Annotated in this window: 21 protein-coding genes; 9 read left to right on the top strand and 12 right to left on the bottom strand. The window is 66.6% G+C overall.

Annotated elements, in window-relative coordinates; translation table 11 throughout:
- Window positions 1-383 precede the first annotated feature (383 nt).
- The 6 genes from HELO_RS15820 to HELO_RS15845 are packed head-to-tail and all read left to right on the top strand — an operon-like array spanning window position 384 to window position 7,787.
- Window positions 384-1,499, top strand: a complete 1,116-nt coding sequence (locus HELO_RS15820) for an efflux RND transporter periplasmic adaptor subunit (RefSeq protein WP_013333655.1) — start codon at window positions 384-386, stop codon at window positions 1,497-1,499.
- A gap of 22 nt (window positions 1,500-1,521) precedes the next feature.
- Window positions 1,522-4,620, top strand: coding sequence for an efflux RND transporter permease subunit (locus HELO_RS15825; RefSeq protein WP_013333656.1), 3,099 nt, complete (start codon window positions 1,522-1,524; stop codon window positions 4,618-4,620).
- Window positions 4,621-4,623: 3 nt separating this feature from the next.
- Entirely contained in the window at window positions 4,624-5,253 is a 630-nt protein-coding gene (locus tag HELO_RS15830; RefSeq protein WP_013333657.1) for a CerR family C-terminal domain-containing protein, read from the top strand.
- 14 nt (window positions 5,254-5,267) lie between these two features.
- Window positions 5,268-5,705 (top strand): NUDIX hydrolase, encoded by a 438-nt coding sequence (locus HELO_RS15835; protein WP_049786242.1) that lies wholly within the window; start codon window positions 5,268-5,270, stop codon window positions 5,703-5,705.
- 17 nt (window positions 5,706-5,722) lie between these two features.
- Window positions 5,723-5,929 (top strand): DUF3565 domain-containing protein, encoded by a 207-nt coding sequence (locus HELO_RS15840; RefSeq protein WP_041602198.1) that lies wholly within the window; start codon window positions 5,723-5,725, stop codon window positions 5,927-5,929.
- 28 nt (window positions 5,930-5,957) lie between these two features.
- Window positions 5,958-7,787 carry a monovalent cation:proton antiporter-2 (CPA2) family protein gene (locus HELO_RS15845; RefSeq protein ID WP_013333659.1) on the top strand — a complete coding sequence of 610 codons (1,830 nt, stop codon included), beginning with the start codon at window positions 5,958-5,960 and terminating at the stop codon, window positions 7,785-7,787.
- 71 nt (window positions 7,788-7,858) lie between these two features.
- Here HELO_RS15845 and HELO_RS15850 read toward each other — a convergent pair whose 3' ends face one another.
- Genes HELO_RS15850 through HELO_RS15860 form a run of 3 tightly spaced genes read right to left on the bottom strand, consistent with a single transcriptional unit; the run spans window position 7,859 to window position 12,363 of the window.
- Window positions 7,859-10,123, bottom strand: coding sequence for an ATP-dependent DNA helicase (locus tag HELO_RS15850; protein ID WP_013333660.1), 2,265 nt, complete (start codon window positions 10,121-10,123; stop codon window positions 7,859-7,861).
- Entirely contained in the window at window positions 10,120-11,799 is a 1,680-nt protein-coding gene (locus HELO_RS15855) for a VRR-NUC domain-containing protein (RefSeq protein WP_013333661.1), read from the bottom strand. Before HELO_RS15855 ends, HELO_RS15850 begins: the two co-directional genes overlap by 4 nt.
- A 33-nt stretch (window positions 11,800-11,832) precedes the next feature.
- Window positions 11,833-12,363: a retropepsin-like aspartic protease family protein gene (locus tag HELO_RS15860; RefSeq protein ID WP_013333662.1), complete on the bottom strand. Its 531-nt coding sequence runs from the start codon at window positions 12,361-12,363 to the stop codon at window positions 11,833-11,835.
- Between the two features lie 115 nt (window positions 12,364-12,478).
- Between HELO_RS15860 and HELO_RS15865 the strand changes: the two genes are divergently transcribed.
- Window positions 12,479-13,090: a flavin reductase family protein gene (locus tag HELO_RS15865; RefSeq protein ID WP_013333663.1), complete on the top strand. Its 612-nt coding sequence runs from the start codon at window positions 12,479-12,481 to the stop codon at window positions 13,088-13,090.
- 15 nt (window positions 13,091-13,105) lie between these two features.
- Here the strand turns inward: HELO_RS15865 and HELO_RS15870 are convergent, their stop codons facing one another.
- The 3 genes from HELO_RS15870 to HELO_RS15880 form a co-directional block, all read right to left on the bottom strand.
- The gene (locus tag HELO_RS15870; RefSeq protein ID WP_013333664.1) at window positions 13,106-14,461 is read right to left on the bottom strand and encodes an MFS transporter; all 1,356 of its coding nucleotides are present in this window, start codon (window positions 14,459-14,461) and stop codon (window positions 13,106-13,108) included.
- 94 nt (window positions 14,462-14,555) lie between these two features.
- Window positions 14,556-16,583 carry a CocE/NonD family hydrolase gene (locus HELO_RS15875; RefSeq protein WP_013333665.1) on the bottom strand — a complete coding sequence of 676 codons (2,028 nt, stop codon included), beginning with the start codon at window positions 16,581-16,583 and terminating at the stop codon, window positions 14,556-14,558.
- Window positions 16,584-16,597: 14 nt separating this feature from the next.
- Window positions 16,598-17,905 carry an ATP-grasp domain-containing protein gene (locus tag HELO_RS15880; RefSeq protein ID WP_013333666.1) on the bottom strand — a complete coding sequence of 436 codons (1,308 nt, stop codon included), beginning with the start codon at window positions 17,903-17,905 and terminating at the stop codon, window positions 16,598-16,600.
- Between the two features lie 263 nt (window positions 17,906-18,168).
- Here HELO_RS15880 and HELO_RS15885 point away from each other — a divergent pair, with 263 nt between their 5' ends.
- Window positions 18,169-18,456 (top strand): sll1863 family stress response protein, encoded by a 288-nt coding sequence (locus HELO_RS15885; protein WP_013333667.1) that lies wholly within the window; start codon window positions 18,169-18,171, stop codon window positions 18,454-18,456.
- A gap of 8 nt (window positions 18,457-18,464) precedes the next feature.
- Here the strand turns inward: HELO_RS15885 and HELO_RS15890 are convergent, their stop codons facing one another.
- Together HELO_RS15890 and HELO_RS15895 are read right to left on the bottom strand one after the other, a co-directional pair.
- Window positions 18,465-19,634 (bottom strand): toxic anion resistance protein, encoded by a 1,170-nt coding sequence (locus tag HELO_RS15890; protein ID WP_013333668.1) that lies wholly within the window; start codon window positions 19,632-19,634, stop codon window positions 18,465-18,467.
- Window positions 19,635-19,666: 32 nt separating this feature from the next.
- Window positions 19,667-20,731 carry a hypothetical protein gene (locus tag HELO_RS15895; protein WP_013333669.1) on the bottom strand — a complete coding sequence of 355 codons (1,065 nt, stop codon included), beginning with the start codon at window positions 20,729-20,731 and terminating at the stop codon, window positions 19,667-19,669.
- Window positions 20,732-20,751: 20 nt separating this feature from the next.
- On the opposite strand from HELO_RS15895, the gene HELO_RS15900 reads away from it, so the two are divergent.
- Window positions 20,752-21,576, top strand: coding sequence for a helix-turn-helix transcriptional regulator (locus HELO_RS15900; protein WP_013333670.1), 825 nt, complete (start codon window positions 20,752-20,754; stop codon window positions 21,574-21,576).
- Window positions 21,577-21,600: 24 nt separating this feature from the next.
- Here HELO_RS15900 and HELO_RS15905 read toward each other — a convergent pair whose 3' ends face one another.
- The 4 genes from HELO_RS15905 to HELO_RS15920 all read right to left on the bottom strand — a co-directional run bounded on the left by HELO_RS15905 (window position 21,601) and on the right by HELO_RS15920 (window position 26,881).
- Complete coding sequence (locus tag HELO_RS15905; RefSeq protein WP_013333671.1) at window positions 21,601-22,380, bottom strand: DUF2182 domain-containing protein; 780 nt, start codon at window positions 22,378-22,380, stop codon at window positions 21,601-21,603.
- Window positions 22,381-22,391: 11 nt separating this feature from the next.
- The gene (locus HELO_RS15910; protein WP_013333672.1) at window positions 22,392-23,024 is read right to left on the bottom strand and encodes a DUF1326 domain-containing protein; all 633 of its coding nucleotides are present in this window, start codon (window positions 23,022-23,024) and stop codon (window positions 22,392-22,394) included.
- Between the two features lie 355 nt (window positions 23,025-23,379).
- Window positions 23,380-25,275 (bottom strand): amidohydrolase, encoded by a 1,896-nt coding sequence (locus HELO_RS15915; RefSeq protein ID WP_013333673.1) that lies wholly within the window; start codon window positions 25,273-25,275, stop codon window positions 23,380-23,382.
- Between the two features lie 49 nt (window positions 25,276-25,324).
- Window positions 25,325-26,881 (bottom strand): aldehyde dehydrogenase, encoded by a 1,557-nt coding sequence (locus HELO_RS15920; protein ID WP_013333674.1) that lies wholly within the window; start codon window positions 26,879-26,881, stop codon window positions 25,325-25,327.
- Window positions 26,882-26,900: the final 19 nt, after the last annotated feature.

A 26,900-nucleotide genomic window follows, 5' to 3' on the forward strand; every position in this document is an offset into this window, starting at 1 on the left:
TCACCCAGCTTTCTGGCTAGGGTACGCCTTGGTACCGTTGCGTTGACGGCTGGCAAGGAGGTTCCCATGAGTGAACGCAAGAGCGTCATCAAGCGCGTCTACGTCCCCACACATGTGCGTCAAATGCCCAATGGCGACCGTGTCACGGTGCCCGGGCACTACCGGAAGTCCGACGATAGCTGAAGCCCGCGGCTTTCGGTCGGGCCAGCGGCCCGCATACCGCCGGCCCGTCGAAATCAGTTTCCCCGAAGACCAGGATATGAATCCGGCGGGCTCTGCTGCCTTTTTTGTCTCTTGCGATTTAATCAGTTGATTAATACACTGCCTCGAGACTTTGGGCGCCTCGGCTGCGCCTGACCGTTTCGTTCTCGAGGATCGCCACCATGTTCCGCGCGCATCGACCGTCGGTTCTTGCCACGCTGCTATTCGGCCTCGCCCTGTCACTGGCCGGCTGCTCGCCGGAGACATCATCCACCACCGAGATTCCGACGGTGGTGGATAGCTACACGATCCAGGCCGGCAACGGGCGCGAACTCACCCATATTTCGGGCCGGGTGCGGGCCGCCGAGCGCACCAAGCTGAGCTTCGAGATTGCCGGCAAGCTCGAAAGCATCGATGTCGACGTGGGCGACCATTTCGACGCCGATCAGACCCTGGCGACCCTCGATGACGAGCGCTACCGCCTGGTGGCCCAGCAACGTCGTGCCGAAGCCCGCGAGGCCGAAGCCTCGTTGCTCGAGAAACGCCAGGACTATCGCCGCCAGTCGAGTCTCGCCGACAAGGGCTATGTCAGCGACACCCAGCTCGATACCGCCCGGGCCGGGCTGGACACCGCCGAATCACGTCACGCTTCGGCGGTCGCCGCCCAGGAGCTCGCCGAGCGCGACCTCGAGCAAACCACCTTGAGCGCGCCTTTCGCCGGTTCGGTCAGCGCGCGTCAGGCCGAGCCTTCGGAGCGCGTCGGCGCCAATCAGGCGATTCTCGAGGTGATCTCCGATCGCGACGGCTTCGAAGTGGAGACCAGCGTGCCCGAGACCCTGGTCGACGCCCTGTCGACCGGTTCGACCCATGATGTCAGCCTTCCCGCGCTGGGCGGCGCCACTACGCCGGCCACGCTCACCCAACTGGGTACCCAGCCACGCTCATCCAACAACTACCCCATCATCCTGGCCCTGAATGAACCGCCCGCAGGCGTGCGCGCCGGCATGACCGCCGAAGTGGAACTGGCACTGGCCGAACCGGCTCGGGATGCATCCGTTCTGCCCATTCCCCTCACCGCCCTGGTCCATGACGACAGGCAACGTGCGCACGTCCTGCGCATCGACGAGAACGACCGCCTGGAAAGCGTCGAGGTGACGGTGGTCGATATCGGCCAGGAACGCGCCAAGGTACGCGGGGATCTGGCACCGGGCGATCGCATCGTCGCCAGAGGCGCCGAATTCGTCGATCCGGGCCAGCACGTGAGCCTGCTTGGCCAGGGTCCGGAACGTTACAACTAACGCGACAACGACCAGGGTTTCCATGAACCTCAGCCAGCTCGCCCATCGGCGCCGTCCCGTTCTCTACCTGGCCACTCTGGTGGCCATGCTCTACGGCATCTTCAGCTACTTCGCCATGCCCGCCCGGGAGGATCCGGAGATCACCATCCGCGAGGCCCTGGTGACCACCGCCTATCCGGGCCTGCCGGCGGAACAGGTCGAGCAGAACATCAGCAAGCCACTGGAGGAGAGCATCCGCACCATTGGCGAGGTGGAGCGTATTCGCTCGACCTCCATGCGCGGACGCTCGATCCTTCACGTGGAAATCAAGGACCGCTACTTCAATCTCGATCAGATCTGGGACGAGTTGCGCAAGAAGGTCGAGGCGACGACGCCGCAACTCCCCGAGGGCACCCAGGACCCGGTCATCAATGACGATTTCGGTGATGTGGCGGTGGTCACCGCGGCACTGACCGCCGACGATTTCCCCCAGGCCGACCAGCAGGAGATCGCCGAGCATATCCGCGCCGCCCTGTATGGCGTCGAGGGAACCAAGAAAGTCGAACTGCTGGGCGTTCAGGAGCAACGCATCTTCATCGACGTCGGCGAGGCACGCCTCGCCGAACTCGGCCTTTCTCCCTCCGAGCTGGCCGGCCAGATCCAGAGCCGCAACATCTATCCACCCGGCGGCATCATGGACAGCGGCGAACAACGCCTGGCCCTGGAGGTGACCGGCGAATTCGAGAGCCTCGACGCCCTGGGCGATACCGAGATTCGCCTGCCCGAAGGCGGCACCCTGAGGCTGCGCGACATCGGCGAATTGTACCGTGGCTATGAGGATCCGGCCGACCGCACCGCCTACTTCAACGGCAAGCCGGCCATCGTCTTCGCCATTTCCATGCTCGATGGCGAAAGCGTGCTCGACTACGGCCACGCCATCGAGTCGCGCCTCGACGAATTGCGCGACACTCTGCCGGCGGGCTATTCCCTCGACATCATGACCTTCCAGCCCGAGCAGGTCGCCAATGCCGTCTACGGCGTCACCTCCAGCGTCATGCAGACGCTGGTCATCGTGCTCGCCGTGGTGGTGCTGTTTCTCGGCCTGCGTACCGGCCTGATCGTCGGCTCGATCATCCCCGCGGTGATGCTGGTCACCCTGGCCATCATGGGCCTGACCGAGATGACCCTGCAGCGCGCCAGCCTGGCCACCCTGGTGATCGCCCTGGGCCTGCTGGTGGACAACGCCATCGTCATCGCCGAAGACTTCAAGACCCGGCTGGAAGGTGGTGCGACCCGCGACCAGGCACTGGCCGAGACCGGCGGCGAGCTGGCCATGCCCCTGTTCTCCTCGACCCTGACCACCATCCTGGTCTTCCTGCCACTGATGCTGGCCGAGCACGTCGCCGGCGAATATACCCGCTCGATCTCGATCGTCATCGCCATCACCCTGTTGAGTTCCTGGTTCCTGTCGCTGACGGTGACACCGGCCCTGTGCCACCGTTTCCTCAAGGCGCCCACCGCTCCTCGGGAAGACGCCGCTTCACCGCCCCTCTCCGACCGGCTGTTCCGCTGGATGTCGGGGCGCTATGCCTGGCTGTTGCGGCGCATGCTGCATCATCGCACGATCTTCCTGATCATCATGGGGCTGGCCCTGGTGGGCGGCGTGGGGCTGATGCAACTGGTGCCTCAGAAGTTCTTTCCCGACTCGGACCGTAACCAGGTCCTGGTGACCATCGACTTCCCCTCGGACATCGCCGCGAATGCCACCGACCGGCGCGTCAGCGAACTGAGCAAGGCCTTGCTCGAGGCCCCTTCTCTGCATGATGACCTCACCAGCGTTGCCGCCTACTCGGGCTTCGGCGGCCCGCGCTTCGTGCTCTCGCTGACGCCCATCGACCCGGCTCCCAACAAGGGCTTCATGGTGCTCAACGTGGCCGACCGTGACCGCGTCGACGCAGTGATCCACGCCACGCGTCACTACCTGGCCACTCATCACCCGGACATCTCGCCTCAGGTCACCCGGATGTTCCTGGGGCCTTCCGACAGCACCCTGCTCCAGGTCCAGGTCAAGGGCCCGGACCGTGAGGTCCTGTTCGATGCGGCCAAGCGCGTGAAGGGCATTCTCGCCGGCATCGACGGCTCCCAGGACATTCGCCAGAGCTGGGAAGCGCGCATTCCCTCGCTGACCATCGACGTCGACCAGGCCAGGGCACGCAGCGCCGGCATCACCTCAGAGGACATCGCCCGCTCGCTGAGTGCCGCCATCGATGGCTATCACCTCAGCCATTACCGCGAAGGCGACGACATCATCCCGGTGATGATGCGCTACGCCGAGCGTGAGCGCACCAGCATCGAGCGCCTCGAATCACTGACCGTCTATCCCGGGGAAGCCGCCGACGAGGGCGTGCCCCTGAGCCAGGTCGCCGAGGTACGGCTGGACAACGGCTACTACCGGATCGACCGCGAGAACCTGGTGCGCACCATCACCGTCGAGAGCCGTAACCGCCACCTGACCGCCGAGGACATGGTGCCCAGGGTCGAGCCGGCACTGCGGCAACTGGAAGATGACCTGCCACCCGGCCACTGGATCGAGTTCGACGGCGTGGTCAAGGAATCCGCGGAAGGCCAGGCGGCCCTGCAAGCCAACCTGCCGCTGTGCCTCGGTCTGATCTTCATCCTGCTGGTGGCCCAGTTCAATTCCTTCAAGCGGCCCCTGCTGATCGTCGCCACCATCCCGCTGGTGATCGTCGGCGTGGCATTGGGGCTACTGGCCACCCGGGCCGATTTCGGCTTCATGGTGATGCTCGGCCTCTACAGCCTGGCCGGCATCATCATCAACAACGCCATCGTGCTGATCGACCGTATCGACATCGAGCGCCGCGCGCTGCCCCCCGACCTCCCCGCCCGCGATGCCGTAGTGCGCGCCTCGGCGCGACGGCTCCGGCCGATACTGATGTCAGCGATCACCACGATCCTGGGCTTTCTGCCGCTGATCGTCGGCCGTGACCCGCTGTTCTACGGCATGGCCGCCGCCATGGCCTTCGGCCTGGGCGTCGGCACCATCATGAGTCTCGGGGTCGTGCCGGTGCTCTACACCCTCTTCTTCGGCATCGATACCGCAGACCACCACGGAGGTGCCTGAAGCATGTCCAGCGACGACACCACCCGTGATCGCCTGATCCAGGCCGGCATCCGACTGTTCGGCGAGCACGGCTACAAACCGACCACCACCCGCATGCTGGCCGATGAAGCCCAAGCCAACATCGGTTCCATCGCCTACTACTTCGACAACAAGCACGGCCTCTACCTCGCCGCGGCGCGCTACATCGCCGGCGCCCTGCGCGAGCGCCTGGGCATCGGCGCACCCGGCAGCGTACCCGACGACCGCGAAGCCGCCCGGGCGACCCTCGAAGACATTGTGCGGCGCATGGTGCGCACCTTCGCCACAGACCTCGAATGCCGCCACTGGCTGTTGATGGTGATGCGCGAGCAGCTCCATCCCAGCGAAGCCTTCGACATCCTGCAGAACCAGGCCTTCGGCGTGGTCCAGGCAACGCTGAGCAGCCTGATCGGCCGTCTCACCGGACGCGACGCCGACGACCCGGTCACCACCCTCGAGACCCACACCCTGGTCGGGCAGATCGTGTTCTTCCTGATCGCCCGGGAGCCCCTGCTGCGTCGCCTCTCCCTCGAGACCTTCGATGCCGAGACCCTGGCCACCGTCGAGGACGTGGTCGTCTCGCACCTGCGCCTCTACGATATCCCGGACCGGTAGTCGTCGATGCTAGAATGACGCGCTCATCACTGTCGGAGTTCGCCATGCCTGCTGCCGCGCCCACCCTGCATATCGCCGCCGCCCTGATCGAGGATGCCAGCGGACGACTGCTGCTGGTCCGCAAACGCGACACTACCGCCTTCATGCAGGCCGGCGGCAAGATCGAGCCCCATGAATCGCCGGCCGACGCCCTGTCCCGGGAACTGTTCGAGGAACTCGGCTGCCGGCCCCGCCACCTCGAGCCGCTCGGCGAATTCAACGCTCCGGCGGCCAACGAACCCGGCCATGGACTGCGCGCTCATCTGTTTCGCGTCGAACTGGATGGCCCGCCCCAAGCCGCCGCAGAAATCGCCGAACTGCGCTGGGTCTCGCCCGTCGATGCCGCGACATTGCCCCTGGCTCCCCTGACCCGAGACATCGTGCTGCCCCGGGCCGGCGCCCCGGCGGCCTGAAGCCCCCGGACCGACGCATGCATCAGGCCATCATCGGCTATCATCGCGACGAGGAGGGTCACTGGGTGGCGGAACTCGCCTGCGGCCATGACCAGCACATGCGTCACCAGCCACCCTGGACCGAACGCCCCTGGGTGTTGACCGAACGAGGTCGACGCTCCCGACTCGGCCTCGCCCTGACATGCCGCAAGTGCGAGCGTGGCGAACCCCGGGACCGACCTTGAATGCCAGCCCCATCGACGGAGTGATCACGTGGCCATCGACCTGCTCTACAACTGCCTGATCTTCCTCGCCGCCGCCGTGCTGATCGTGCCACTGGTCAAGCGCCTGGGGCTCGGCGAGGTCCTCGGCCACCTGATCGCCGGCGTCGTCATCGGGCCCTCGGTGCTGGGCCTGGTGCCCGATGCCGAGGCGGTACTGCAGTTCTCCGAGGTCGGCATCGTCTTCCTGCTGTTCGTGATCGGCCTGGAACTCAAGCCGTCACGCCTCAAGCTGATGCGCAAGCCGGTATTCGGGTTCGGCGGTCTGCAGATGTTGATCACCAGCCTGGTCCTGGGCGGTCTCGCCCTGATGCTGGGGCTGTCGCCGGCCCCCGCCCTGGTGGTGGGTTTCAGCCTGGGGCTATGCTCCACGCCCCTGGTGCTCCAGCTGCTCGGCGAGAAGGGCGAGCTGACCACCCGCCACGGCCGGCTCGGCTTCGCGCTGCTGCTGTTCCAGGACATGGCGGCGATTCCGGTACTGGCCGCCATTCCGCTGCTGGCCGGCAGCGCCGACATGACGGACGGCTGGGGTGCCATGCTACGCGACACGCTGATCGGCGTGGGCGCCTTCATCGCCTTGATCGTCGGCGGTCGCTACCTGCTGCGGCCACTGTTTCGCTTCGCCGCTGCCACGCGCAGCCGGCAGGTATTCGCCGGCACCTCCCTGCTGGTGGTGATCGGCGCCGCCCTGTCGATGGAGCTGGCCGGCCTGTCCATGGCACTCGGTGCCTTCATCGCCGGTGTGCTGCTGGCCGACTCCGAGTACCGGCACAGCATCGAGGCCGATATCGAGCCCTTCCGCGGCCTGTTGCTGGGGCTGTTCTTCATGGCCGTGGGCATGACCGCCCAGATCGGCCTGCTGGGCGAACGCCCCGGCCTGGTGCTCGGCCTCACCGCGCTGCTGCTGGTGGCCAAGTGGTCGAGCGTGATGATCGCCTCCCGCGCCTACGGCACCAGTTGGCGGGACGCCTTGAATCTCAGCGTGCTGCTGTCCCAGGGCGGCGAATTCGCCTTCGTGCTGCTCACCGCCGCCGGCGGCGCCGCCCTGCTGGCTCCCGACCTGATCGGCCTGCTGGTGCTGGTGGTTTCGCTGTCGATGGCTGCCACGCCGGTGCTCTTCCAGCTCCACGCCCGGCTGGTTCGTCCGCGGTTCGCACCGCCCGCACCGAAGCACGAATACGACCACCCCGCCGACACCTCACCGCAGATCATCATCGCCGGGTTCGGCCGCTTCGGCCAGGTCATCGGCCGCACGCTGCAGGGGCTGCACATCCCCTACACCATCCTCGACATCAATGCCGAACACGTCGCCTTCGTGCGCCGCTACGGCAACGAGATCTACTTCGGCGATGCCTCGCGACTCGACCTGCTGGAAGCCGCCGGCGCCGACCGGGCCCGCATCCTGGTGATCGCCATCTCCGATGTCGAGGCCTCACTGCGCATCGTACAGCGCGTCCAGCGCCGCTTCCCGAAGCTGCGCCTGTTCGCCCGCGCCCGCAACCGCCATCACGCCCAACTGCTGATGCGCGCCGGCGTTCAGGACATCGTCCGCGACCTGCTGCCGGCCAGTCTCGAGCTGACCCGGGAGGTGCTGGTCGCGCTCGGCATCGAGCGCCAGCACGCGCAGCACACCGTGGACACCTTCCGCCGTCACGACACGACGACCCTGATGCGCCAGATGGAAACCTTCGGCGACGAAGCCCAGCAGATCCAGACCGTACAGCAGGCCGCCAAGGAGCTGGAGGAGTTGTTCGAAGCCGACGAAGACGTGGTCACCGAGGCACCAGCGCCGGGCACCGAGACGCGAGATACGCATCATTGAAGAGGTAAGGGATAAGAGGTCAGGAGGAAGGCGAGTGGCGAGCAGTATGCTGGCACGTCGCAACCCGTAAACTAGACCTGCCACCAATCCGGTAACAACGCCCGATTTTCCCGCCGCGCGAAGCGGTCGTCCATCAGTACCACCACGCCCCGGTCGCCGGGGCCGCGAATCACCCGTCCGGCGGCCTGCACCACCTTGATCATCCCCGGCACCCGGTAGGCGTAATCGTCGCCACGCCCGAAACGGGCCTGAAGCCGCTGCTTGAGCGCCTCGTTGATCGGGTCGAAAGGCGGCAGCCCCAGGGTGACGACGAAGGCTCCCACCAGCCGTTCGCCCGGCAGGTCGATGCCTTCGGCGAAGGCCCCGCCGAGCACCGCGAAGGCGATGCCGCTGCCGCCGGGAGCGAAGTCGGCCAGAAATGCCTCGCGCTCCGCCTCGCTCATGCCGCGCCGCTGGGCCCTCACCGGCACCTCCGGATACTCGGCTTCGAGCCGCGCCCGGGCCGACTCGAGGTAGGCGAAGCTGCTGAAGAAGGCCAGATAGTGTCCCGGCCATCGGCGGTACTGCCCGGCCATCTCGTCGACGATCGGCGCCAGGGAGGCCTCGCGATCCTTGAGGCGGGTCGAGATATCGGTGCGACAGCGCACTTCCAGTTGTGCGGCGTCGAAGGGCGAGGCGACCCGGCGTACCACGCTGTCGGCCGGTAACCCCAGCAGGTCGCGATGATACTCGGGCGGGCTCAGGGTCGCGGAGAACAGCACCGTCGAGTGTGCCGCAGCGAAACGCGGCGCCAGGAAATCCGCCGGCACCAGATTGCGAATGCCCAGCTCCGCCTGACCACGGCCATTACGCCGCAGTTCGCAGAGGGAATGATCGCCAAAGCGCTCCGCCAACCGGGCGAAGGCCAGCGCCTCGAACAGGAAGTCACGCAGGGCCGGATCGCCGCCATCGGGGTGTTCGGCCAGATAGTCGCCGATCGCCGCGACGCTTCCCTGCAGGGCACCGAGCCAGCCGTCGGGCACCGCCGCCAGGGCCTGCCATTCGGTCTCCGGCATGTCGCGCAGCAGATCCCGCCAGCGACGTACCAATCGCCCCAGGGGGCGTTGCAGTGCCGGTGGCGCCTCGCGATGCAACCGATTGAGCCGCTTCTGGGACAGGCCGGCGCTGTACATGCCCCGCGCCCGCTCCACCAGGTTGTGGGCCTCGTCCACCAGCAACGCCAGCCGCCAGTCATCGGCGCGGGCGAGTCCGTGCAGCAAGGCGCCGTCGTCGAAGTAGTGATTGACGTCGCCGACCAGCACATCGCACCAGCGCGCGAGTTCCTGGCCCAGATAATAGGGACAGACGCCATGCTCCAGCGCCAGTTCGCGCAGCGCGTCACGATCCAGCCAGCCACGCTCGACCGCGGCCTGGCGTGCCTCGGGCAGTCGATCATAGAAACCGCGGGCCAACGGACAGGACTCGCCGTGGCAGGCTCGATCCGGATGCTCGCAGGCCTTGTCGCGAGCCACCAGTTCCAGCACCCGCAACGGCAGGCGCGTCTCGTCTCGGGCCTCGGCGCCGAGCGTCGACAGGGCATCCAGTGCCAGCCGCCGCCCCGGCGTCTTCATGGTCAGAAAGGCCAGCCGGTCGATGTGACGACGCGGCATGGCCATCAGGCTGGGATACAGCGCCCCCAGCGTCTTGCCGATGCCGGTGGGCGCCTCAGCCAACAGGCAACGACCGCTCGCCGCGGCCCGGTAGACGTCCTCGGCGAGCCCGCGCTGCCCGGGCCGAAAATCGTCGTGGGGAAAGGAAAGTCCGGCGAGTGCCGTGTCGCGCCGCTCGCGGTGCTTCGCCTCGCACTCCGCCCAGGCCCGGAAACGCCGACACAGTTCCGCCAGGAAGTCGAGAAGTTCGCCGGCCTCGGCCTCCCGGGTCAACACCGTCTCGGTGCCGGTGACGACATCCAGATAGACCAGCGCCAGCGTCACCCGCGTCAGTTCTTCGGCCTCGCACAGCAAGGCGCCATAGGCCGAGACCTGCGCCCAGTGCAGGGCGCGCTGGTTGTCGCCCATGCGCGAGAGATCGCCACGATGGGTCTTGATCTCCTCGACGCGCCGCTGATGCGGATCGAAGCCATCGGCACGTCCGCCGACGATCAGGCCCTCCACCCGGCCCGACACCGCCACCTCGGGCCGATACGCATCGCCGCGCCGGGCGACCACCCGGGCGTGCCCCTCGATGCCCTCGCGGGCGCTGGGCGCGGGCGTGAAACGATGATCCAGATCGCCTTCCCGGGCGGTGAACTCGCACAGGGCACGTACCGCCACCCGGTAACCGTCGCACGTCGTCATGACGTCTCCCGCCAGGCGACATGGCACACCGCCGCCGGAATGCCCCGTGTCTGGAAGAAGCTCAGCCAGCGGCGCTGGTTGTCCTGGAGGCGATCGCCCGGTCCCTTGACCTCGATGAAGCGATACCTCGGCGACTCGGCGTCGGGCAGGAACTGGATCAGGTCGGGCAGGCCGGAGCGATTCGCCAGGGGGTCGGCCAGCAAGCGCTCGAAGCAGGCACGCAGATGCGCCGCCGGCAGACACGCCAGGGCGAGCTCGACCAGCGGCAGCGGTAACCGCTCCCAGTCGACGAAGACCGCGGCCAGACCGTGCTTGGCGTGCCAACGGTCGAGGATGGTACGTCGATAGCGCCCGTCGTCCAGCTCGGCCAGGCAAGCCTCGAAGCGTCCGCGGCGCCGGGCCACGAAGTCCTCGCGCCCCAGGTCCGCCGGCCCGGCCTGGAAGGGATGGAAGAAGGCTCCGGGCAAGGGCGCGAAGATGACCTCCCAGCACAACAGGCCGAACAACCCGCAGATCAGGGCGTTCTCCACGAAATGGACGGGCGATTCGGGGCTGGCCAGATGCTCGGCCACGGCCCGTTCCACCCCGCCGGCATGGGGCGTCAACGCCAGGTCGAAGCGCCTGGGGCGTGGCTCGGGCGACTGAGAGGGCGGCGTCAGCCCGAGTCGACGGCACAGCCTCGGTCGCAGGCGCGACAGGGCCTGGGCCTCGTATTCGCCGACCGGGACCGCCTGCTCGAGCAAGGCATGCGCCCGCTCGTGCTCACCGCGTCGTTCCAGCAGGCGCAACCGACGAATGCGCCCTTCGCCATCCCCGGCCCGGGCGTAATACGCCAGGGCCGCCTCGCCTTCGCCGCGACGCTCGGCTTCCCGCCCCAGGCGCACCAGCAGTCGCGCTCGCCGGCTCGCCAGCCAGGTATTGCGCGCCGGCGCTTCGTCCAGGTGTTCGCCCAGAGCCAGCGGACACTCGCCCTCTTCGAGACGCTCGCGCAGCCGATGCAGGAAGACGTAATCCTCGACTTCCTCGCGGCAGCCGAACGCCCGCGAGTCGACATCGAAGGGCACCGTCTCGAAGCGCTGCACCCCCAGCTCGGCCAGCACGAACTCCGCCCAGTCCTGGCGCAGGTTGCCGAAGAACATCAGGCGCAGCCGGTCGCACAACGCCATCACCGTCAGGCGCACCAGGCGATCCGGGGCCTCGGGCCACCACTCGGTCAGCGGGAGCGGATCGGTCAACCGTGCTTCCAGCGCCTCCCGCAGCACCGCCTTGCCAAGCGAACGCGACAGACCGGCCGCGGCAATCTCCCCGGCCAATGCCTGACGCAGTTCGGGCAGGCGCAACTGGCGAAACAGTTCTCCGACATCGCATTCGGGATCGTCCTCGACCCAGCCCGCTTCGAACAGCGGCGCCAGGGCCGCCTCCACCGCGCCGATCTCGGCATATTCGAGCCTCGAGTACCGAAAGACCTCGCCCCGACGCATCACCATGCGCACCAGCAAGGCCCGGGACGCCACCGGCAGCCGGGGAAAGGACTCGAGGAAGTCCCGCTCGGCATCGTCCAGCAGGTCGTCGTGCCGTGCCGCGACCCAGTCCAGCACGAACTGGAAGTTGGTCAGGTAATAGCGCGGATCATCGAGAGACGCCGAGACGCGTTCAGTGGAGGAAGCACTGTTCATGCATACATGATAACAGGCTCGCCACGACCTGCCCTATTCCGAGGAGACGTCGGAAGGCACCCGCAGGGTCAGCCGGTCTCCGCTGATCGCAATATCGAAGCGCCCCAGGTAACTCATGCCCAGCAGGGCCCTGTCGCCCGGCAATCCGTTGCTGATGGAGCCGCGAACTTCCCGAGCGGTCAGACCGCCCAGGCTGACCGTGTCGAGAGTGGTCAGATGGCCTCGCGCCCGACCATTGGCCGTGGAGAACCAGGCCTCGCCCTGACGCTCCAGGTCGAGGCGCTCGGCCAGGGAGCCGGACACCGCCACGAAGGTGGCGCCGGTATCCAGCAGGAAGGGCACCGGCTCGCCATTGATGCGTCCGGTGGCAACGAAATGCCCCGAGGCGTTGCGCTCGAGCGTCAGCGTTTCGCCGGCTTCGACATTGACCAGATGGGCATTCGGGTTCTCCCGGCGCTCCAGCATGCCCTGCAGCCACCAGGTGCCGAGTCCCAGCAACAGCACCCAGAACAACAGCATCATGCCGAGACCGAATCGCCTCACCTCGCGCCGCTCGCTGCCCATGACTCCTCCTCGGCCCTTGCCATCCCGACACGACGAGCGCCCCCAACACTATGACACTGGACCCCGGGCGTGGCCCATGCTGGGATGAGGGCTTTCCATCGCCGCGGAGACCGACATGTCAGATACCCGGAAGGCCAGCGAACTCGGTGCCGACCTCCTCTACCGATTGTTCTCGGGCGCCATCGCGCCGCGTCCCATCGCCTGGGTCTCGACCCTGGACTCGGCCGGCAACGCCAACCTGGCACCCTTCTCGTTCTTCAACGTGGCCAGCGTCGACCCGCCCGTGCTGGCCTTCTCGCCATTGCTGGACGGCCAGGGCGCGGCCAAGGATACCCTGCGCAACCTCGACGAGGTGGCGGAATGCGTGGTGCACATCGGCGGAGAAGCGCTGGCCGAACCGCTCAATGCCACCAGCGCCAGCCTGCCCCGCGGCGATGACGAGTTCCTGCATGCCGGCCTGACCAAGACCGCCATGCCGGGATTGCAGGTTCCACGCATCAGCGAGGCCCCGGTGGCCTTCGGTTGCCGAGTGCGCGATGTGATCCGCTTCGGCGACCGCCCGCGCTCGGGCAATCTCGTGCTGGCCGAGGTCGTGGTGGTGCATGCCGACGCCGACGTCTGGGATGGCCGCCACGTGAACATCGAGGCGCTGCGCCCTATCGGCCGCCTCGCCGGCGCCGACTACAGCCGCACCACCGACCGCTTCGCCCTCGAGCGCCCCCGATGAGGGGATGAGCGAACGTCACTCGCCATTGCGAGCTTCCCAGTCGCGCGCCGCCTGCATGCCGCGCGCCTGGCTCACGCCCAGACAGATCACAATGGCGATGATGAACAGCGCCGCGCACAACAGGATCGAGGCCTGCAGGCCGACCACCGACTGCAACAGACCCAGGCCGATGATACCGAACACGCCCGCCAGCTTGTTGGCCAGGCCCCAGAAACCGAAGAACTCGGCGGCCTTGCGACGCGGCGAGAACAACCCCACCAGGGCACGGCTGGCGGACTGGCTCGAACCGAGACTGAGCCCCGCCAGGCAGCCGACCACCAGGAAGAGGTGCTGCGCCTCCCAGCCGAGGCCAAGGTTAGCGTTGAGCCAGGCGGTGAGTTCGGGCGTGGCCCAGATTGCCACGATCGCCGCGACCCACAGCGCCAGGGTGATCAGGTAGGTGAGCTTGGTGCCGATGCGGTCCTGAATGGCCCCGAAGCCCAGGGCGCCGGCGGCGGCGGTGATCTGGACGATGATGAACATGACATTGCGGATCGCGGCATCCCAGCCGATCACCTGGGCCCCATAGATGAAGGCGAAGGCGATGATGATGTAGACGCCGGCCATGGAGAACAGCAGGGAGACCAGGAAGGTTGCCAGGTCGCGAAAACGACGCAGGTCGTGAAGGGTCGTGGAAACCCGCTGCCAGGCGATCCGATGATAGGGCAATCCCGGTGGCTGTGGCGTGCCGCGCTCGCGCAGCCACAGGAAGGTGGGAATGGCGGTGACCAGGAAAAAGGCGGCGGCGAAGGGCCCTACCCAGCGTATACGCTCGAAGTTATCGGCAGTGGCCTCGCCCAGGGCCACCAGGGTGAAGCCGGCGGCAAAGAGCCCGCCCACGTAGCCCAGCGCCCAGCCGAAGCCCGATATGCGCCCCAGCGCCTCCGGCGGCCCAAGGTCGGGCAGGAAGGCGGCGATGAAGGACTCGCCCATCGAATAGGCATAGTTGGATACCACGATCAGTACCAATCCCAGCACCACGTAGCCGGGGGCCACGAAGTAGAGCATGGCGGTGGCACCGATGGTGGCCAGATAACTGGCAAACAGGAACCGCTTCTTGTCGGCCCGGTAATCCATCACCGCACCGCACAGCGGGCCGGTGATCACCACCAGCAGATAGCTGATCGCCAGCGCCAGGCTCCACAGGAAGTTGGCCAGCCGATAGCCATCGCCTCGGTCCCCGACGATCACGGTGGTGAACAGCTCGCCGAACACCACCGTGATGATCAGCAGGGTATAGGCCTGGTTGGCGAAATCGAACATCGCCCAGCCGAGGATTTCCTTGCGCGAGGCCCAGGGCTTCGCGGCCGCATCGGCGGTCGTCACGCTCATGGGGGCATCCCTGTCGAGAAAGGCTCAAGATAGCAGCTAGCCGCCCTCCTCGACCATCGTCCCGCCTCTCCGGCATGCCCCGTGAAGATGCCCGCTATACCAGATCCCGCGGAATCGTCTCGTCCCAGGTCTGGGCGTAGATCCGGGTCTCGCCTTCCCAGGCATCCAGGGTAGCGCGCAGCCGGAAATTGTCGGCGTCGCAGGTCATCAGTGTCCGGGTCAGGGTGCGCACTTCCCAGTCGTCGCGGCGGAAACTGCGCTCCCACTCGGTCCAGCCGCTGACGCTGTCATAGCGGCCATAGGAGTAGCGATAGCGCTCGGTGACCCGGGCGGCGATCTCAAGGTCAATATCGTCCAGGCGATAACGGCCTTCATCGTTGATGACCTCGAGCGTGGTCTGGTCATTGGCGAGATCGCGGATCACCTGCCAACTCTCCTGAGTGGGCTGGAGCAGGGTCTTGGCGATCGGCGGCGCCCCTTCCGGCTCGGGGAAGTCGGGAAGGCTTGCTTCCTCGGACGGGCGCGGCGTTCGCATCGGCAGAACGAGCCGGCTGCGCCCGGGGCACAGGGTCAGCGTGACCGGACGCGGCGCCGGCCAGGCCAACGGCCAGTAGCTGGTGGACAACGACAGGCGGATGGCATGGCCGACGGGAAACTGCTGGGCAATATGCTTGAGCGCCACTCGTACCCGATAGCGCTGCCCCGGCACCAGTGGTTCCGGCGACTCGTCACTGTCGCGATGCGTGAGGTTCAGCAGGCCATAGGAGACGCGCGTGGCCTTGTCGTCCTCGGCGACGTCGATCAGGCGCAGCGCCACCATGGCCACCGGTTGATCGACCTCGAGCTCCAGCTCGACCGCGGGCTGGCCACAGATCTCCACGCTTTCCTCGAGACGCTCCGTCTGGAAGACCAGCGCGCCCCCATCCTCGTCCCGCTGATCGTGGGGTAGATCAGGCGGGGCATTGTAGGAACACCACTTGCCGGCATAGAGCCCCACCGACAGAGGCGAACGAATGGTGAGCACGGCGTCGTCATCGTCGCCCTGCTCCTCGGGTAACAGGTCATGGCCCACGCTGAGCCGGAAGGACGCATCGACGATGCGCGACGACGGCCAGACGGGCTCGGAAACCCAACGCCCGGGACGCACTTCATAGCGCGCCGAGGGCGGTACCGATTCCTGCATCCAGACTCGCAACATGGGCTCATCCATGATGCCGGTGTCGCGCCCCTTGAGCCACTGGTCCCACCAGCGCAGCGATTCCTGCAGAAAGCCAATGGCCGGACCGGGAACGCCGAGGTGCGGATACTTGTGAGCCCAGGGTCCGATCAGCCCCTTGCGCGGCACCTCGAGGCCGGCCAGCAACCGGAAGACGGCATTGCAGTAGCCATCGGCCCAGCCGCTGATGGCATACACCGGGCAACGAATGGCGGTGAAGTCCTCGCCGACCGAACCGTGCTTCCAGTAGTCATCGCGGCGCTGGTGGGCGAGCCATTTGGCCAGCCACAGGCCGCTGCCTTCGAGGCGCTCGAGCCACATGTCCCGCCAGCGATCACCGACCAGCATCGGATCCGGCGGGCAGGCATTGCCGTCGAACATCGTCGACGCCCAGGATAGGTTGTCGCCCAACAGACAACCGCCCATGTGGTGGATGTCGTCGGCATAACGGTCGTCGGTGGAACACAGGGAGATCACCGCCTTGAGCTGAGGAGGGCCCAGGGCGGCGATCTGCAGGCCATTGAACCCACCCCAGGAGATACCCACCATCCCCACCTCGCCGCTGCACCAGGGTTGCGCGGCCAGCCACTCGATGATCGCCACCCCGTCGGCCAGTTCCTCGGGCAGGTACTCGTCGGTCAGCACGCCATCGGACTCGCCTGTACCGCGAATGTCGACCCGTACCCCGGCATAGCCATGGCCGGCCCAATAGGGATGGGTCTGGACATCTCGGGCGGCGGTCAGGTCGCGCTTGCGATAGGGCAGGTACTCGAGGATCGCCGGTACCGGATGTTGCTCGGCATCCACAGGTCGCCAGATCCGCGCGGCCAGGCGGGTACCATCGGCCATGGGAATCCAGGTTTCTTCCTCATGCACCGCACGGGGAAATGCATCGACAACGCGCATCCACGTCTCCTTGGTCAACCTTCGATCTCGTCGAAATCGAACATCAGTCGCGCTGCGAGTCGCTCGTAATCATCCAGCAAGCGTTCCTCGCTCTCGGCCCCCATCCAGATGTAGGCCAGGGCATAGCTATAGCTGTCCTGCTCGGGCATGTTCGACAGCCGCTGTCCCGGCTCCACCTGCAGAGCGATCACACTGCCCGGGAAGTCCGCCTCCAGGGCGTTGATCTCCTCGTCGCTGGGCACGCGGGTGACCACGGCGTCGACGAAGAACACCCGATAGAAGAACTTGGCCGCCACCGCGTAGTCGCCCCGGCGATGCGGCATGTCAGGGCGCCGCCCGAGCGCCAGATCGACGGTGACCTGCTGGTGGCTGACACCGTCGACCTTTTCGAAGAGATCGCAATGCGACTGGGAAATACGGGTATTGATCTCGAGCAGCCAGATGCGGTCCTGCACCTCGTCCCAGAAATACTCGATGTTGAAGGCCGAGTTATCGAAGCCGATGTGGCGCATCACCGTGTCGGTGAGTTCGCGCATCTTGTCCTGGACGGGATCGGGCAGCCCCGAGGGATAACGATAGTGAAAGAAGCTCAGCACCTGAGGATAGCGCAGTGAGTCGACAATACCGTAGCTGACCACCTCGCCTTCGAAGACATATCCCTCCACGGTGCACTGCCAGCCGCCGATAATTTCCTCGGCCATGCAGAAGTGGCCGTCCACGGCGGCGATCTCATCCGGCAGCCGAGCCTGCTCGAGCACGGTGTTGAAGGGGTCGGCAATCAGGCCGATGTCCTCGCGCAGCTTCTCGATGGCATGGTAGAAATCCTCGGGAGTATCGATACGGAATCCCAGCCGCGACCCCGAGGACTTGATCGGCTTGACGAAGAAGGGAAAGTAGAGCCCCGCCTCGCCGATATGGGTCAGGGCATCGTCGTCGAAGGGATCGAAGGCCGTGAAGGCCGGGATATAGTCAGGAATCACCTCCTCCTGTACCCGCCGGCTCCAGTACTTGTGCTCGCACTTGAGCAGACTCGACAGCGAAGGGGAACGCGTGCCGAAACGCTCGCAGAGGATCGGCAGCATGGTCGAGACGGGAAAGTCCATGTAACCGACGATGGCATCCACGCTGCCATCGAAGGCCTCCAGTTGCTCGGTCGCCTCGTCGAGCATGGAAGCGATGTCGAAGACCTCGGTGTCGTAGACCGCCTCGGGGTCGATGACCCCATGGAAGTGGCTGTCGCCGGCCCCCCTCAGGCTTTCGAGTCGTTCCCGGTTGGTATCGTTGAGTCCCACTACGAAGACATTGCGCGCTCTGGTATCCATGATCGCCCCTTGCGGCTCCAGGCCGCGTCGTCAAGGCATCGCGGACCATCCCGGACGCCTTCCAGGAGATGCAAGATTCAAGCATCGCTTTCTGCAGCATAGTCCAGAGCGAGCTCACACATCATGGCGGCGCTTGCCCATGATGTATCGAGATCCGTTCGTGCGAGAGTCAGATCGCAGCGTTCTTTTGCGCTCGAGCGGGGAACTCATGGCGACCGGCAGGATCGTCAAGAGAAGGCAGACAACTCTCTGTGGAGGAGCCCATGAATCAACGCGATGCCTTTATCGAACGCCTGAAGGAGAGCCTGGCCGAATGGAATGCCGAGATCGAGGCCCTGGCCGAGCGGGCGCGGCAGGCCGGTGACCGGACATCCGAGCGCCACCAGGAGGATATCGAGCGCCTGAAGGCACGACGCGACGAGGCCAGGCGCCGGCTCGACGAGCTGCAGGCCTCCGGCGAGGAAGCCTGGGACGACATGCGCCAGGGTGCCGACGAGGCCTGGGAGCACTTACGGGAGGCGTGGAAGCGGGCCAGCTCACGCTTCAAGTAGAAAGCAGCTTAGCGCGACTCGTCGTCGCCCGGTTCGCCCCGATCCAGGCGCTCGGTCGCCGACCGCCCCTGCTGCGCCAGGCCCTCCAGGCGCTCGATCTGTGACGCCAGTTGCGGCAAGGCATCGCGCCGGTAATGCGCCAGGTCGTCGATGGCGCCCATGACATCGCTGAAGGCACGCTCCAGCGACTGCATGTCCAGCGTCGCCGAGGAGGCCCGGGTCTGGATGTCCACGCCCTGTCGCTTCAGGGCCTCGGCGGTGCCGGCGATGGTTTCGGAGGTGGCGGCATTGAGCGACTCGATGCGTTCCAGCACCAGCCGCTGATTGGCCAGGGCCAGGGCCACCGTGGCCGCCACGCTGAGCGCCGAGACGGTGACGTTGATCGCCCGGTCCACGCCCCGCATCAACTCGCGGTTGTTGCGGATGATCACCTCGAGGGCCAGCACGCCCTGCTGGCTGACCGCCTGTTGCTGCTGGAGATCGAGAATTCGCTGGCGCAGCGGGAACAGCAGCTCCTCCTCGACGAAGCTGCGGCGCTGCTCATCGAGTTCCGGCAGGGCGTTTTCCAGGCGAGCGTCGATGGCGCGCCCCAGCGCGACCTGGCGTTCCAGTTGGCCGAGCGTCTCGCGCAGGGCCTGTTGATCGTCGCTCAGGGTCAGGTTGTCACGGGCCAGCCGATCACGGCCGCTTTCCAGGTCGGCGATGATGGCATCGAGTGCCTGCTGGGCCGTCTCGAAGCGCTGGAAGTAACGCTGAAGGCGCGTCCCCACGCCCGGAATCAGCCGCCGCACGCGGTCCAGCGGTCCCGGCTCCAGGCGGTGATGGCGCGGATCCAGCCGGGTCATCCGGCCCCGCAAGTCCCCCAGGGCCTTGGCGACCGCCCCGCCGTCTTCCCCTTCGCGGGCCAGCTGATGCAGCGGCGTCTTGAGCATCTCGCTCTGATGGGCAGCCTGACGCTGAAGGTCGAGCCCCATCTCGTCCACCGCACGGCGCTGCTCGGCGGCGGCGCTGGCGTTATCGCCCAGGATCTCCTCGACGAAGGCCTCTGCCATTGCCTCGAGCTCCGGGTCCAGCGTCTCTCGATGGTCCGCTTCGTCCCGCTCCAGCTCCTCGGCGATACGCTCCACCGGTGGCAGCGACAGGCGGCTACCCGGCTTGTCCGCGGAGGCATCAGTCATGGTGTTTCTCCTTTGTCAGCCTGGGGCTTGTCTCAATCGGATGAGTGCGGCTGTTGCCGTTGCCCATAACGCTCGGCCCCCTCGATGAAACGCCGCAGCTCGTCGCAGGCCCGTTCCGCGCCCAGGGCCGCCTTGGGGCGGCCGGTGACGACGCGTGACAGCGTCACCGCGGCATCGTCGAGCGCCGTCAGTGCCGCCTCGTTGCGCGCCGCGAGCCGTCGCAGGGCGATCTCGGTCTCCTCGATCAACGCCAGCCGTCGCCGCAGGGCTTCGGTCTCCTCGGCGGACAGGCGCACGGCATCCTTGGCAAGCCGGCTGCGCACGTAGTCGACATCCATGCCGCGAATGCCCTTCGCTCGGTCGACCATGGCGTCGAAATCGTCCACCGCCCCCAGGCTCACCTGCTCGACCAGCGAGCGAGCCCGCTCGAAAGCCAGCTCGCCGGGCTCGAAGCGACTCTCCAGCACCTCGTTGACGTGACGATAACGGCCATGGAGGCGATCGACCCGGGACGCCAGCTCGGGACGCTCGACGCCCAGCAGCTCGCCCTTGACGCGGCACAGGGCCTGGACGATCTCGTCGGCCCCCACCGGCGGACGAGATGGATCGAGCTCGACGACACCGGCCTCGGCACGTGCACGCTCGCGACGTCGGGCGGCCTCGAACCGACGCTGTTGGCGGCGCGTCCGCCAGCGACGCCAGCGCCGCTCCAGGGGCAGTTCGACGGCGATGGCCACCAGGCCCGCCAGCCAGCCCCACAGGCTGGGACCGAAACCGCCCCACAGCGATGTCAGCCACATCAACAGGCTGATGAAGGGCAGCACGGCGCCGTAGCGCACCAGCACGCGCCAGCGCTGCGGATGCTCGATGGGCAGTGCCAGCCGCGGATTCACCAGGCCGACCAGGCACCACGGCGGGCAAGTGAGGAACAGGCCATAGGCCGCTCCCTGCAGAAACTCCAGCATGGTGTCGTCGATCCTCCCCTTTTGCTCGTCCGGCCCCTTCATGATGCGGTGCACGGCGCCGCTTAGCCAGCCCGCATTGCAGGGCGGCTCACCGAACGCCGCCGTGATATGCTGCCGGATGCAGTTCGTCATCCATCAGTACGGTAATCCTCGTGACCCCGACCGAGCATCTCGCCAATGCCGCCAGCCTGACCTGGCACCGTCACCTGGCCCGCCTGTTCCAGGCCGCCGCCGGCAGCGGCTTTCCGACCCTGCTGGAACAGACACTGCGCGAGCTGGTCGGTTTCGACACCATCCTGATCAATACCTACAAGGGACAACGGCGACCGCTGCTGATTCACGACAATTATCCGCCGGCACGGCGCGAGCAGGGCATCGAACGCTACCTGAGCCAGGCCTATCTGCTGGATCCCTTCTTCAAGGCCGTGTACGACGGCCTGGAGAGCGGCGCGCATCGGCTGCGCGAACTGGCCCCGGACCGGTTCGAGAGCAGCGACTACTATCATCACTATTACCGTGCCCTGGGGCTCACCGACGAGATCGGCCTGTTCGCCAGGGTCGATGCCGACGTGGTGATGGTGGTGTCGCTGGGATTTCGCGATGACGCGCCCCGGGTCACTCGCCGGGACCTGCAGGCATTGCGCCACATCGCGCCGGTACTGGAAGTCCTGCTCGGCGAATACTGGAAATGGCAGGAGCATCGCTTCCACCAGTGCCTGGACGAACGGGAGCCGGTGGAAGAGGCCTTCGACAGCTTCGGCCAGGAGAGCCTGACGGCACGCGAACGGGAGATCGTGCGCCTGCTGCTGGCCGGCCACTCCACCAAGTCGGCAGCCCGCGAGCTGGGCATCAGCGACGGCACCGTCAAGGTCCACCGCAAGCATCTCTACCAACGCCTCGAGGTTTCCAGCCAGTCGCAACTCTTCCGGCTGTTTCTCGACCATGTGGCACTGGTCTCGCGTCAGCAGAGCGGCTGAGCGCCCCCTCCAACGGGTAGCGCCTCAGGTCAGGGCCACCCACAGGGCCATCCCGCCCCAGGCCACCAGAACGCCGCCCAGAAGGCGCCCCAGCCAGTGGCCGGCCGGAGCCAGCTTCTCGACCAGCACCCAGAGCGCCAGCCCGGCAATCCAGACCAGACTCATGACGCCGCCGACGAACAGCAGCAGCATCAGCATCCAGCAGCAACCGAGACAATAGGCGCCGTGATGCAGCCCCATCACCAAGGCGCCCCGCCTGCCCTCGCGCCACCGGGTGAGCACAAACTCCAGCGGCGAACGGCAATGGCGCAGGCAGGCCTCCTTGAGCGGCGACCACTGGTAGAGCCCGGCTCCGATCAGCACCAATCCCGCCACTCCCTGGCTGGTGAGAGCCAGCATCGGCGACAGCAGTACGGCCTGTTGCAGTCCATACTGCAGCAATACCGCCACCAGGCTGAACAGCATCCAGATGATCAGGTAGCCGGAGGCGAAGAGACCCGTCGCCGCGGCAGCCTCTCCACGGGCGCGACGTCGACGGGTCAGGGTGGCATGCAGCAGAAGCATGGGGGCAGCACTGGGCAGCATCATCGCCACCATCATCAAGCCCCACATCAACAACATCAGTCCCGCCTCGAGGAGCGTCCAGGCACCCCCCGTCGCGGTCATCAGCAGGCTCCCGCCACGTGCCATCAGGGCAGCCTCGGCGATCAAGTAGGTCCAGCACAGAACAATGACCAGGCTCAGGCCGCCAAGCATCCACCGCCGATCGTGGCGTAACAGCCGCTCCAGCGGGCTCGCTTGCATGTCGAAGCCTCCTAGGCGACGACTCCCTGGGGCGTCTGGATCACATGGGCCAGGGTGCTGTGGGACCCACGGGTCGTGAAGGCCAGATCACCGGTACTATCGATATCCGCCGAGGCCACCTCGCCCTCGAGATGCTCGAAGCCTTCCGGCATCACGACCCGAATGCGATGAGGCTCTTCGGTCACGGGGTTGCGGATCGGCGTCACTCGGGAGCTCAGGGCACCGGGAATCTCGATGCGGGCCGTACGCCCGGCCATGTCGAACTCGAACTCGATCGACGCGATGATGGGATCATGCAGCCGAGCCACGATCAGGCTGAAGATATGGAAGAGCGTGCCTTCGTTGGAATGCGCCCCGGAGAGGATCTCGGACAGCGCCTCGAGCTGCTCCGGGCTGGCGCTTTCGTCGATCAACGGCTGAGCATCCCCGTTGCCCTCGTGCAGCGGCCCCGGGAACTTCACTACCACGAAGAAACTCAGGCCGTCGAGGCGAGTGTCGCCGAAATGACCGGAGGCGATGTGCATGCCCAGAAAGCCCAGACACTCCCCCTCGGTGGGAGGTGCCAGGAAGTCGCAGGGACAACCGAAGGCGCAATTGCAGTTCTTTAGCCAGTCTCCTTCAAGACGCCAGTCTTGGCAGGACATGATGGAACCCTCCTCTTAGCCGTCGGACAACGGCCGGTGGCCGGATTGGTCGCCGGCCTGTGAGGCTCCTTCCGGGAGCAGGATATCTTTCTCCCTGTCTTGCACAGTGTAGACACAAAACCATCGTCTCCGGGCCATCGAACACCCTCGGCCCGATGAACCGGCTCTGCCCATTCCGCCCTTCGTCACCGATACGCGGCGTCAAGAACGGCGGCTTCTCCGAAGGGCTTGAGGATGATGCTGTTGGCGGCACCGGTCGCGCCACGAAAAAGCCGGCCCGAGGGCCGGCAAACGACGTGGAAAGCGTTCCCCAATGGCACGTCGACGAAACGGGAGGGGCCGCGGAGTCAGCGGCCTAGGGCCGGAAGTCCTCGGCACGATGGACGACGTCGCCGCCGACCATGGTCATCAGCACCCGGGTCTCGGAAATGTCCTCGGCCGGAATCTCGAAGAGGTTCTGATCGAGGATCAGCAGGTCGGCCAGCTTGCCCTCCTCGAGCGAGCCGGTGGCCTCGTCCTGGTGCATCGCATAGGCGGCGTTGAGAGTGATGCCACGGATCGCCGCCTCGAGCGACAGCGCCTGGCGTTCGGCATTGAGATCGCCGGCATAGCTCGGAAACTCCGGCCCCCAGTCGGCCTCGCGCAACACCGCCGCCTCGATGGCGAACCAGTGATCCAGCGGGTCGACAGGATAATCGCTGCCATAGGCGATCCTGGCGCCCGCCGCGGCGAGATCCCCCTCCGGCTCGTAACCGGCCCAGCGCTCCGGGCCGAGATAAGGCTTCACCGCATCCGTCGAGTCGGGCGCCGGCTTGGCCCATTGATAGGACATCACCGGCACGACGCCGAGCTGTGCAAAGCGCTCGTGGTCGGCCTCGTCGACCAGCTCGGCATGGGACATCAGCGGCCGTGATCCACCGGCACGCTCATAGCCGCTCGCCTCCGCTGCGGTCGTGTCCTCGGCCCGCAGCATGGCGAAGGCATCCAGGGTGTTGCGCACGGCACGGTCGCCGATGGCATGGATCTGCGTCTGGTAGCCACGCTCGGCGAAGCGCGATGCCATCTCGCCCAGCGTCTCGCCATCGATGTAGGCCTCGCCGCGATTGTCGCCAGGTATCCATCGCGGGCTCTCCTCGCTGCCCGCGTTGACGCGATAGGGCTCCAGCAGGGCCGCCGTCTGGGTGGGTGCCTGCAGGATGCCGTCGGCCATCACCTCGCCCACGCCATCGACGGAGACACCGGGCTCGGCCACCAGGCGCGGTCCTTCCGGAGATTGCGGACGCCAGGCGTAGACCTGTTGCGGCAATTGCCCGGTGTGTTCGTAAGCGTTGCGGATGGCATCGAGTTCGTCGATGAAGGCCGACAATTCCTCGCCGCGCCTGGCACCGGAATCGATCAGGAAGTGTGCCCGGGCCGTCAGGCCGTGGGCCTCGCGCAACCGGGCAAAACTCTTCACCGTCTCGCGCGACTCGCTCTGCGCCTGGAAGCTGGTGACGCCTTCCTCGGCGAGCACCTCCATGCCGCGCCGGGCCGCCTCGACGGGATCCAGCGGCGGCCGTTCGGGCATCGCGTCATCCACCAGGAACTGAGCATCGTCGTAGAGCCAGCCGTTCGGTTGTCCCCGATCGTCGTGCTTGATGACGCCGCCTTCCGGATCCGGCGTGTCGGCATCGATGCCAGCCAGTTCGAGGGCCCGGGAGTTGGCCAGTGCCGAGTGCCCCCAGACGTCACGGACGATGATCGGCCGGTCGGTGTCGAGCTCGTCCAGCACCTTCCGGGTCACCTGGGTGCCTTTCGGCTTGAGGAACTGCACGTACCAGTTCTCGACTACCAGCCAGTCGTCGCTTCCCGAGCCGAAATCAGGGTTGGCGAGGCAGCCCTCGATGTGCGAGGTGAACTCATCGACGCTCAGCGGCCGATAGTCGAGATCGCACTGGGCACGACCGGCGGTGATGCCATGGATGTGGGCATCCTGCAGCCCCGGCATCACCATCCGGCCTTCCAGGTCGATCACCCGAGTTTCCGGGCCGACATAGGCGTCGACGCCCGACTCGTCGCCGACGTAGGTGATCACGCCGTCGCGTACCGCCAATGCCGAGGCAGTGGAATGCTCGGCGTCGACGGTATAGATGCTGCCGTCGCGCAATACGGTATCCGCCGCCGACGGCGCATCAGCGGCGGCACCAACGCTCAGGGTGGCCAGTGCACCGGCGATCAGGACGTGACTCGGATTGGGAGTCAGAATGGTCATTGTTGTTGTCCCTCCGTTGGTAGTTGAGTCCTGCAAGTCCGCATGACGCTCAGGGCGCGGGAGTCAGCGACATCCAGACGGCCTTGAGGTCGGAGTACTCCTCCAGCGAGTGGTGCGACTTGTCGCGGCCGTTGCCCGACTGCTTGACGCCGCCGAAGGGCACCGTCTGGTCCATGTCCGCCCAGTTGTTGACGAACACCTGGCCCGAACGCAGCCGCCGCGTCACCCGCATGATGCGGTCGATGTCCTGGCTCCACAGCCCCGCCGCCAGGCCGTAGTCGCTGTCGTTGGCCAGACGCACGGCCTCTTCCTCGGTGTCGAAGCCGAACACCGCCAGTACCGGGCCGAAGATCTCCTCGCGGCCGATGGCCATACGGTCGGTAACGCCGTCGAACACCGTCGGGGCGATGAACAGCCCCTTGCCATTCTGCGCCTCGCCGTCCAGCGCCCGGCCACCGGTGCGCAGGGTCGCGCCTTCTTCGACGCCCCGGCGGATATATTCCAGGATGCGGGCATGCTGCGTTTCATCGACGATCGCGCCCATGAAGCTGGCCGGGTCCAGCGGGTCGCCGGGCTGCATGCGCTCGGCGGCGGCCAGCACCTTGTCGACGAAGGCCTCGCGGATCGAATTCTCGACCAGCAACCGCGAGCCGGCGATGCACACCTCGCCCTGGTTGTGGAAGATCGCCGCGGCGGCATGCTCGGCCACCCGATCCAGGTCCTTGCAGTCGGCGAAGATCAGGTTCGGGCTCTTGCCGCCGCACTCCAGGAAGACCTTCTTGAGGTTCGACTGGCCGGCGTACTGCATCAGCTGCTTGCCGACCCCGGTGGAACCGGTGAAGGCCAGGCAGTCGACCTCCATGGACAGCGCCAGCGCCTTGCCCACGGTATGACCGAAGCCCGGCAGCACCTGGAAGACGCCGCGCGGCAGCCCGGCCTCGCGAGTCAGCTGCGCCAGGCGCAGCGCCGAGAGCGGCGACTTCTCCGAGGGCTTGAGGATGACGCTGTTGCCGGCGGCGAGAGCCGGGCCGATCTTCCAGGCAGTCATCATCATCGGGAAGTTCCAGGGCACGATGGAGGCCACCACGCCCAGCGGCTCGCGCATCACCAGGCCCAGGCTATCCTCGCCGGTGGGGGCGATTTCGCCGTAGAGCTTGTCGATGGACTCGGCATGATGGCGAATGCAGCCGATGGCGCCGGCCATGTCGCCCATGGCGCTCGATACCGGCTTGCCCATGTCCAGGCTGTCGAGCAGCGCCAGCTCGTGGCGGTGCGCCTCCATCAGTTCGGCCAGGCGCAGCAGCACGGCCTTGCGTTCGCCCGGCGCGCGCCGCGACCACTCGCCGCCGTCGAAGGCGCGGCGGGCCACGGCCACCGCCGCTTCGGCATCGGCGGCGTCACAACTGGCCACCTCGGCGAGCGGCTCGCCGGTGGCCGGATTGGCGGTGGTGAAGGTCTCGCCGCCAATGGCCGCGACGAAGGCATCGTCGACATAGGCACGGGTCTCGAGCCCCCGCTCGGTTCGCAGGCGCTCGGCCAGCGCCCGCCAGTCGGCATGGGTTTCGGGCGCCTCGGTGGCGAGAATCGGCGTCTCGGATCGGGTCATGTCGTTCATGTCGACCTCC

The organism is Halomonas elongata DSM 2581, from assembly GCF_000196875.2.
Classification (GTDB): Bacteria; Pseudomonadota; Gammaproteobacteria; order Pseudomonadales; family Halomonadaceae; genus Halomonas; species Halomonas elongata.

What these genes read in the sequence shown, in the direction of transcription:
- HELO_RS15820 (WP_013333655.1), top strand. Translation starts at nt 384, where the DNA reads ATGTTCCGCGCGCATCGACCGTCGGTTCTTGCCACGCTGCTATTCGGC.
- HELO_RS15825 (WP_013333656.1), top strand. Translation starts at nt 1,522, where the DNA reads ATGAACCTCAGCCAGCTCGCCCATCGGCGCCGTCCCGTTCTCTACCTG.
- HELO_RS15830 (WP_013333657.1), top strand. Translation starts at nt 4,624, where the DNA reads ATGTCCAGCGACGACACCACCCGTGATCGCCTGATCCAGGCCGGCATC.
- HELO_RS15835 (WP_049786242.1), top strand. Translation starts at nt 5,268, where the DNA reads ATGACGCGCTCATCACTGTCGGAGTTCGCCATGCCTGCTGCCGCGCCC.
- HELO_RS15840 (WP_041602198.1), top strand. Translation starts at nt 5,723, where the DNA reads ATGCATCAGGCCATCATCGGCTATCATCGCGACGAGGAGGGTCACTGG.
- HELO_RS15850 (WP_013333660.1), bottom strand. Translation starts at nt 10,123, where the DNA reads ATGACGACGTGCGACGGTTACCGGGTGGCGGTACGTGCCCTGTGCGAG.
- HELO_RS15855 (WP_013333661.1), bottom strand. Translation starts at nt 11,799, where the DNA reads ATGAACAGTGCTTCCTCCACTGAACGCGTCTCGGCGTCTCTCGATGAT.
- HELO_RS15860 (WP_013333662.1), bottom strand. Translation starts at nt 12,363, where the DNA reads ATGGGCAGCGAGCGGCGCGAGGTGAGGCGATTCGGTCTCGGCATGATG.
- HELO_RS15865 (WP_013333663.1), top strand. Translation starts at nt 12,479, where the DNA reads ATGTCAGATACCCGGAAGGCCAGCGAACTCGGTGCCGACCTCCTCTAC.
- HELO_RS15870 (WP_013333664.1), bottom strand. Translation starts at nt 14,461, where the DNA reads ATGAGCGTGACGACCGCCGATGCGGCCGCGAAGCCCTGGGCCTCGCGC.
- HELO_RS15875 (WP_013333665.1), bottom strand. Translation starts at nt 16,583, where the DNA reads ATGCGCGTTGTCGATGCATTTCCCCGTGCGGTGCATGAGGAAGAAACC.
- HELO_RS15880 (WP_013333666.1), bottom strand. Translation starts at nt 17,905, where the DNA reads ATGGATACCAGAGCGCGCAATGTCTTCGTAGTGGGACTCAACGATACC.
- HELO_RS15885 (WP_013333667.1), top strand. Translation starts at nt 18,169, where the DNA reads ATGAATCAACGCGATGCCTTTATCGAACGCCTGAAGGAGAGCCTGGCC.
- HELO_RS15890 (WP_013333668.1), bottom strand. Translation starts at nt 19,634, where the DNA reads ATGACTGATGCCTCCGCGGACAAGCCGGGTAGCCGCCTGTCGCTGCCA.
- HELO_RS15895 (WP_013333669.1), bottom strand. Translation starts at nt 20,731, where the DNA reads ATGACGAACTGCATCCGGCAGCATATCACGGCGGCGTTCGGTGAGCCG.
- HELO_RS15905 (WP_013333671.1), bottom strand. Translation starts at nt 22,380, where the DNA reads ATGCAAGCGAGCCCGCTGGAGCGGCTGTTACGCCACGATCGGCGGTGG.
- HELO_RS15910 (WP_013333672.1), bottom strand. Translation starts at nt 23,024, where the DNA reads ATGTCCTGCCAAGACTGGCGTCTTGAAGGAGACTGGCTAAAGAACTGC.
- HELO_RS15915 (WP_013333673.1), bottom strand. Translation starts at nt 25,275, where the DNA reads ATGACCATTCTGACTCCCAATCCGAGTCACGTCCTGATCGCCGGTGCA.
- HELO_RS15920 (WP_013333674.1), bottom strand. Translation starts at nt 26,881, where the DNA reads ATGACCCGATCCGAGACGCCGATTCTCGCCACCGAGGCGCCCGAAACC.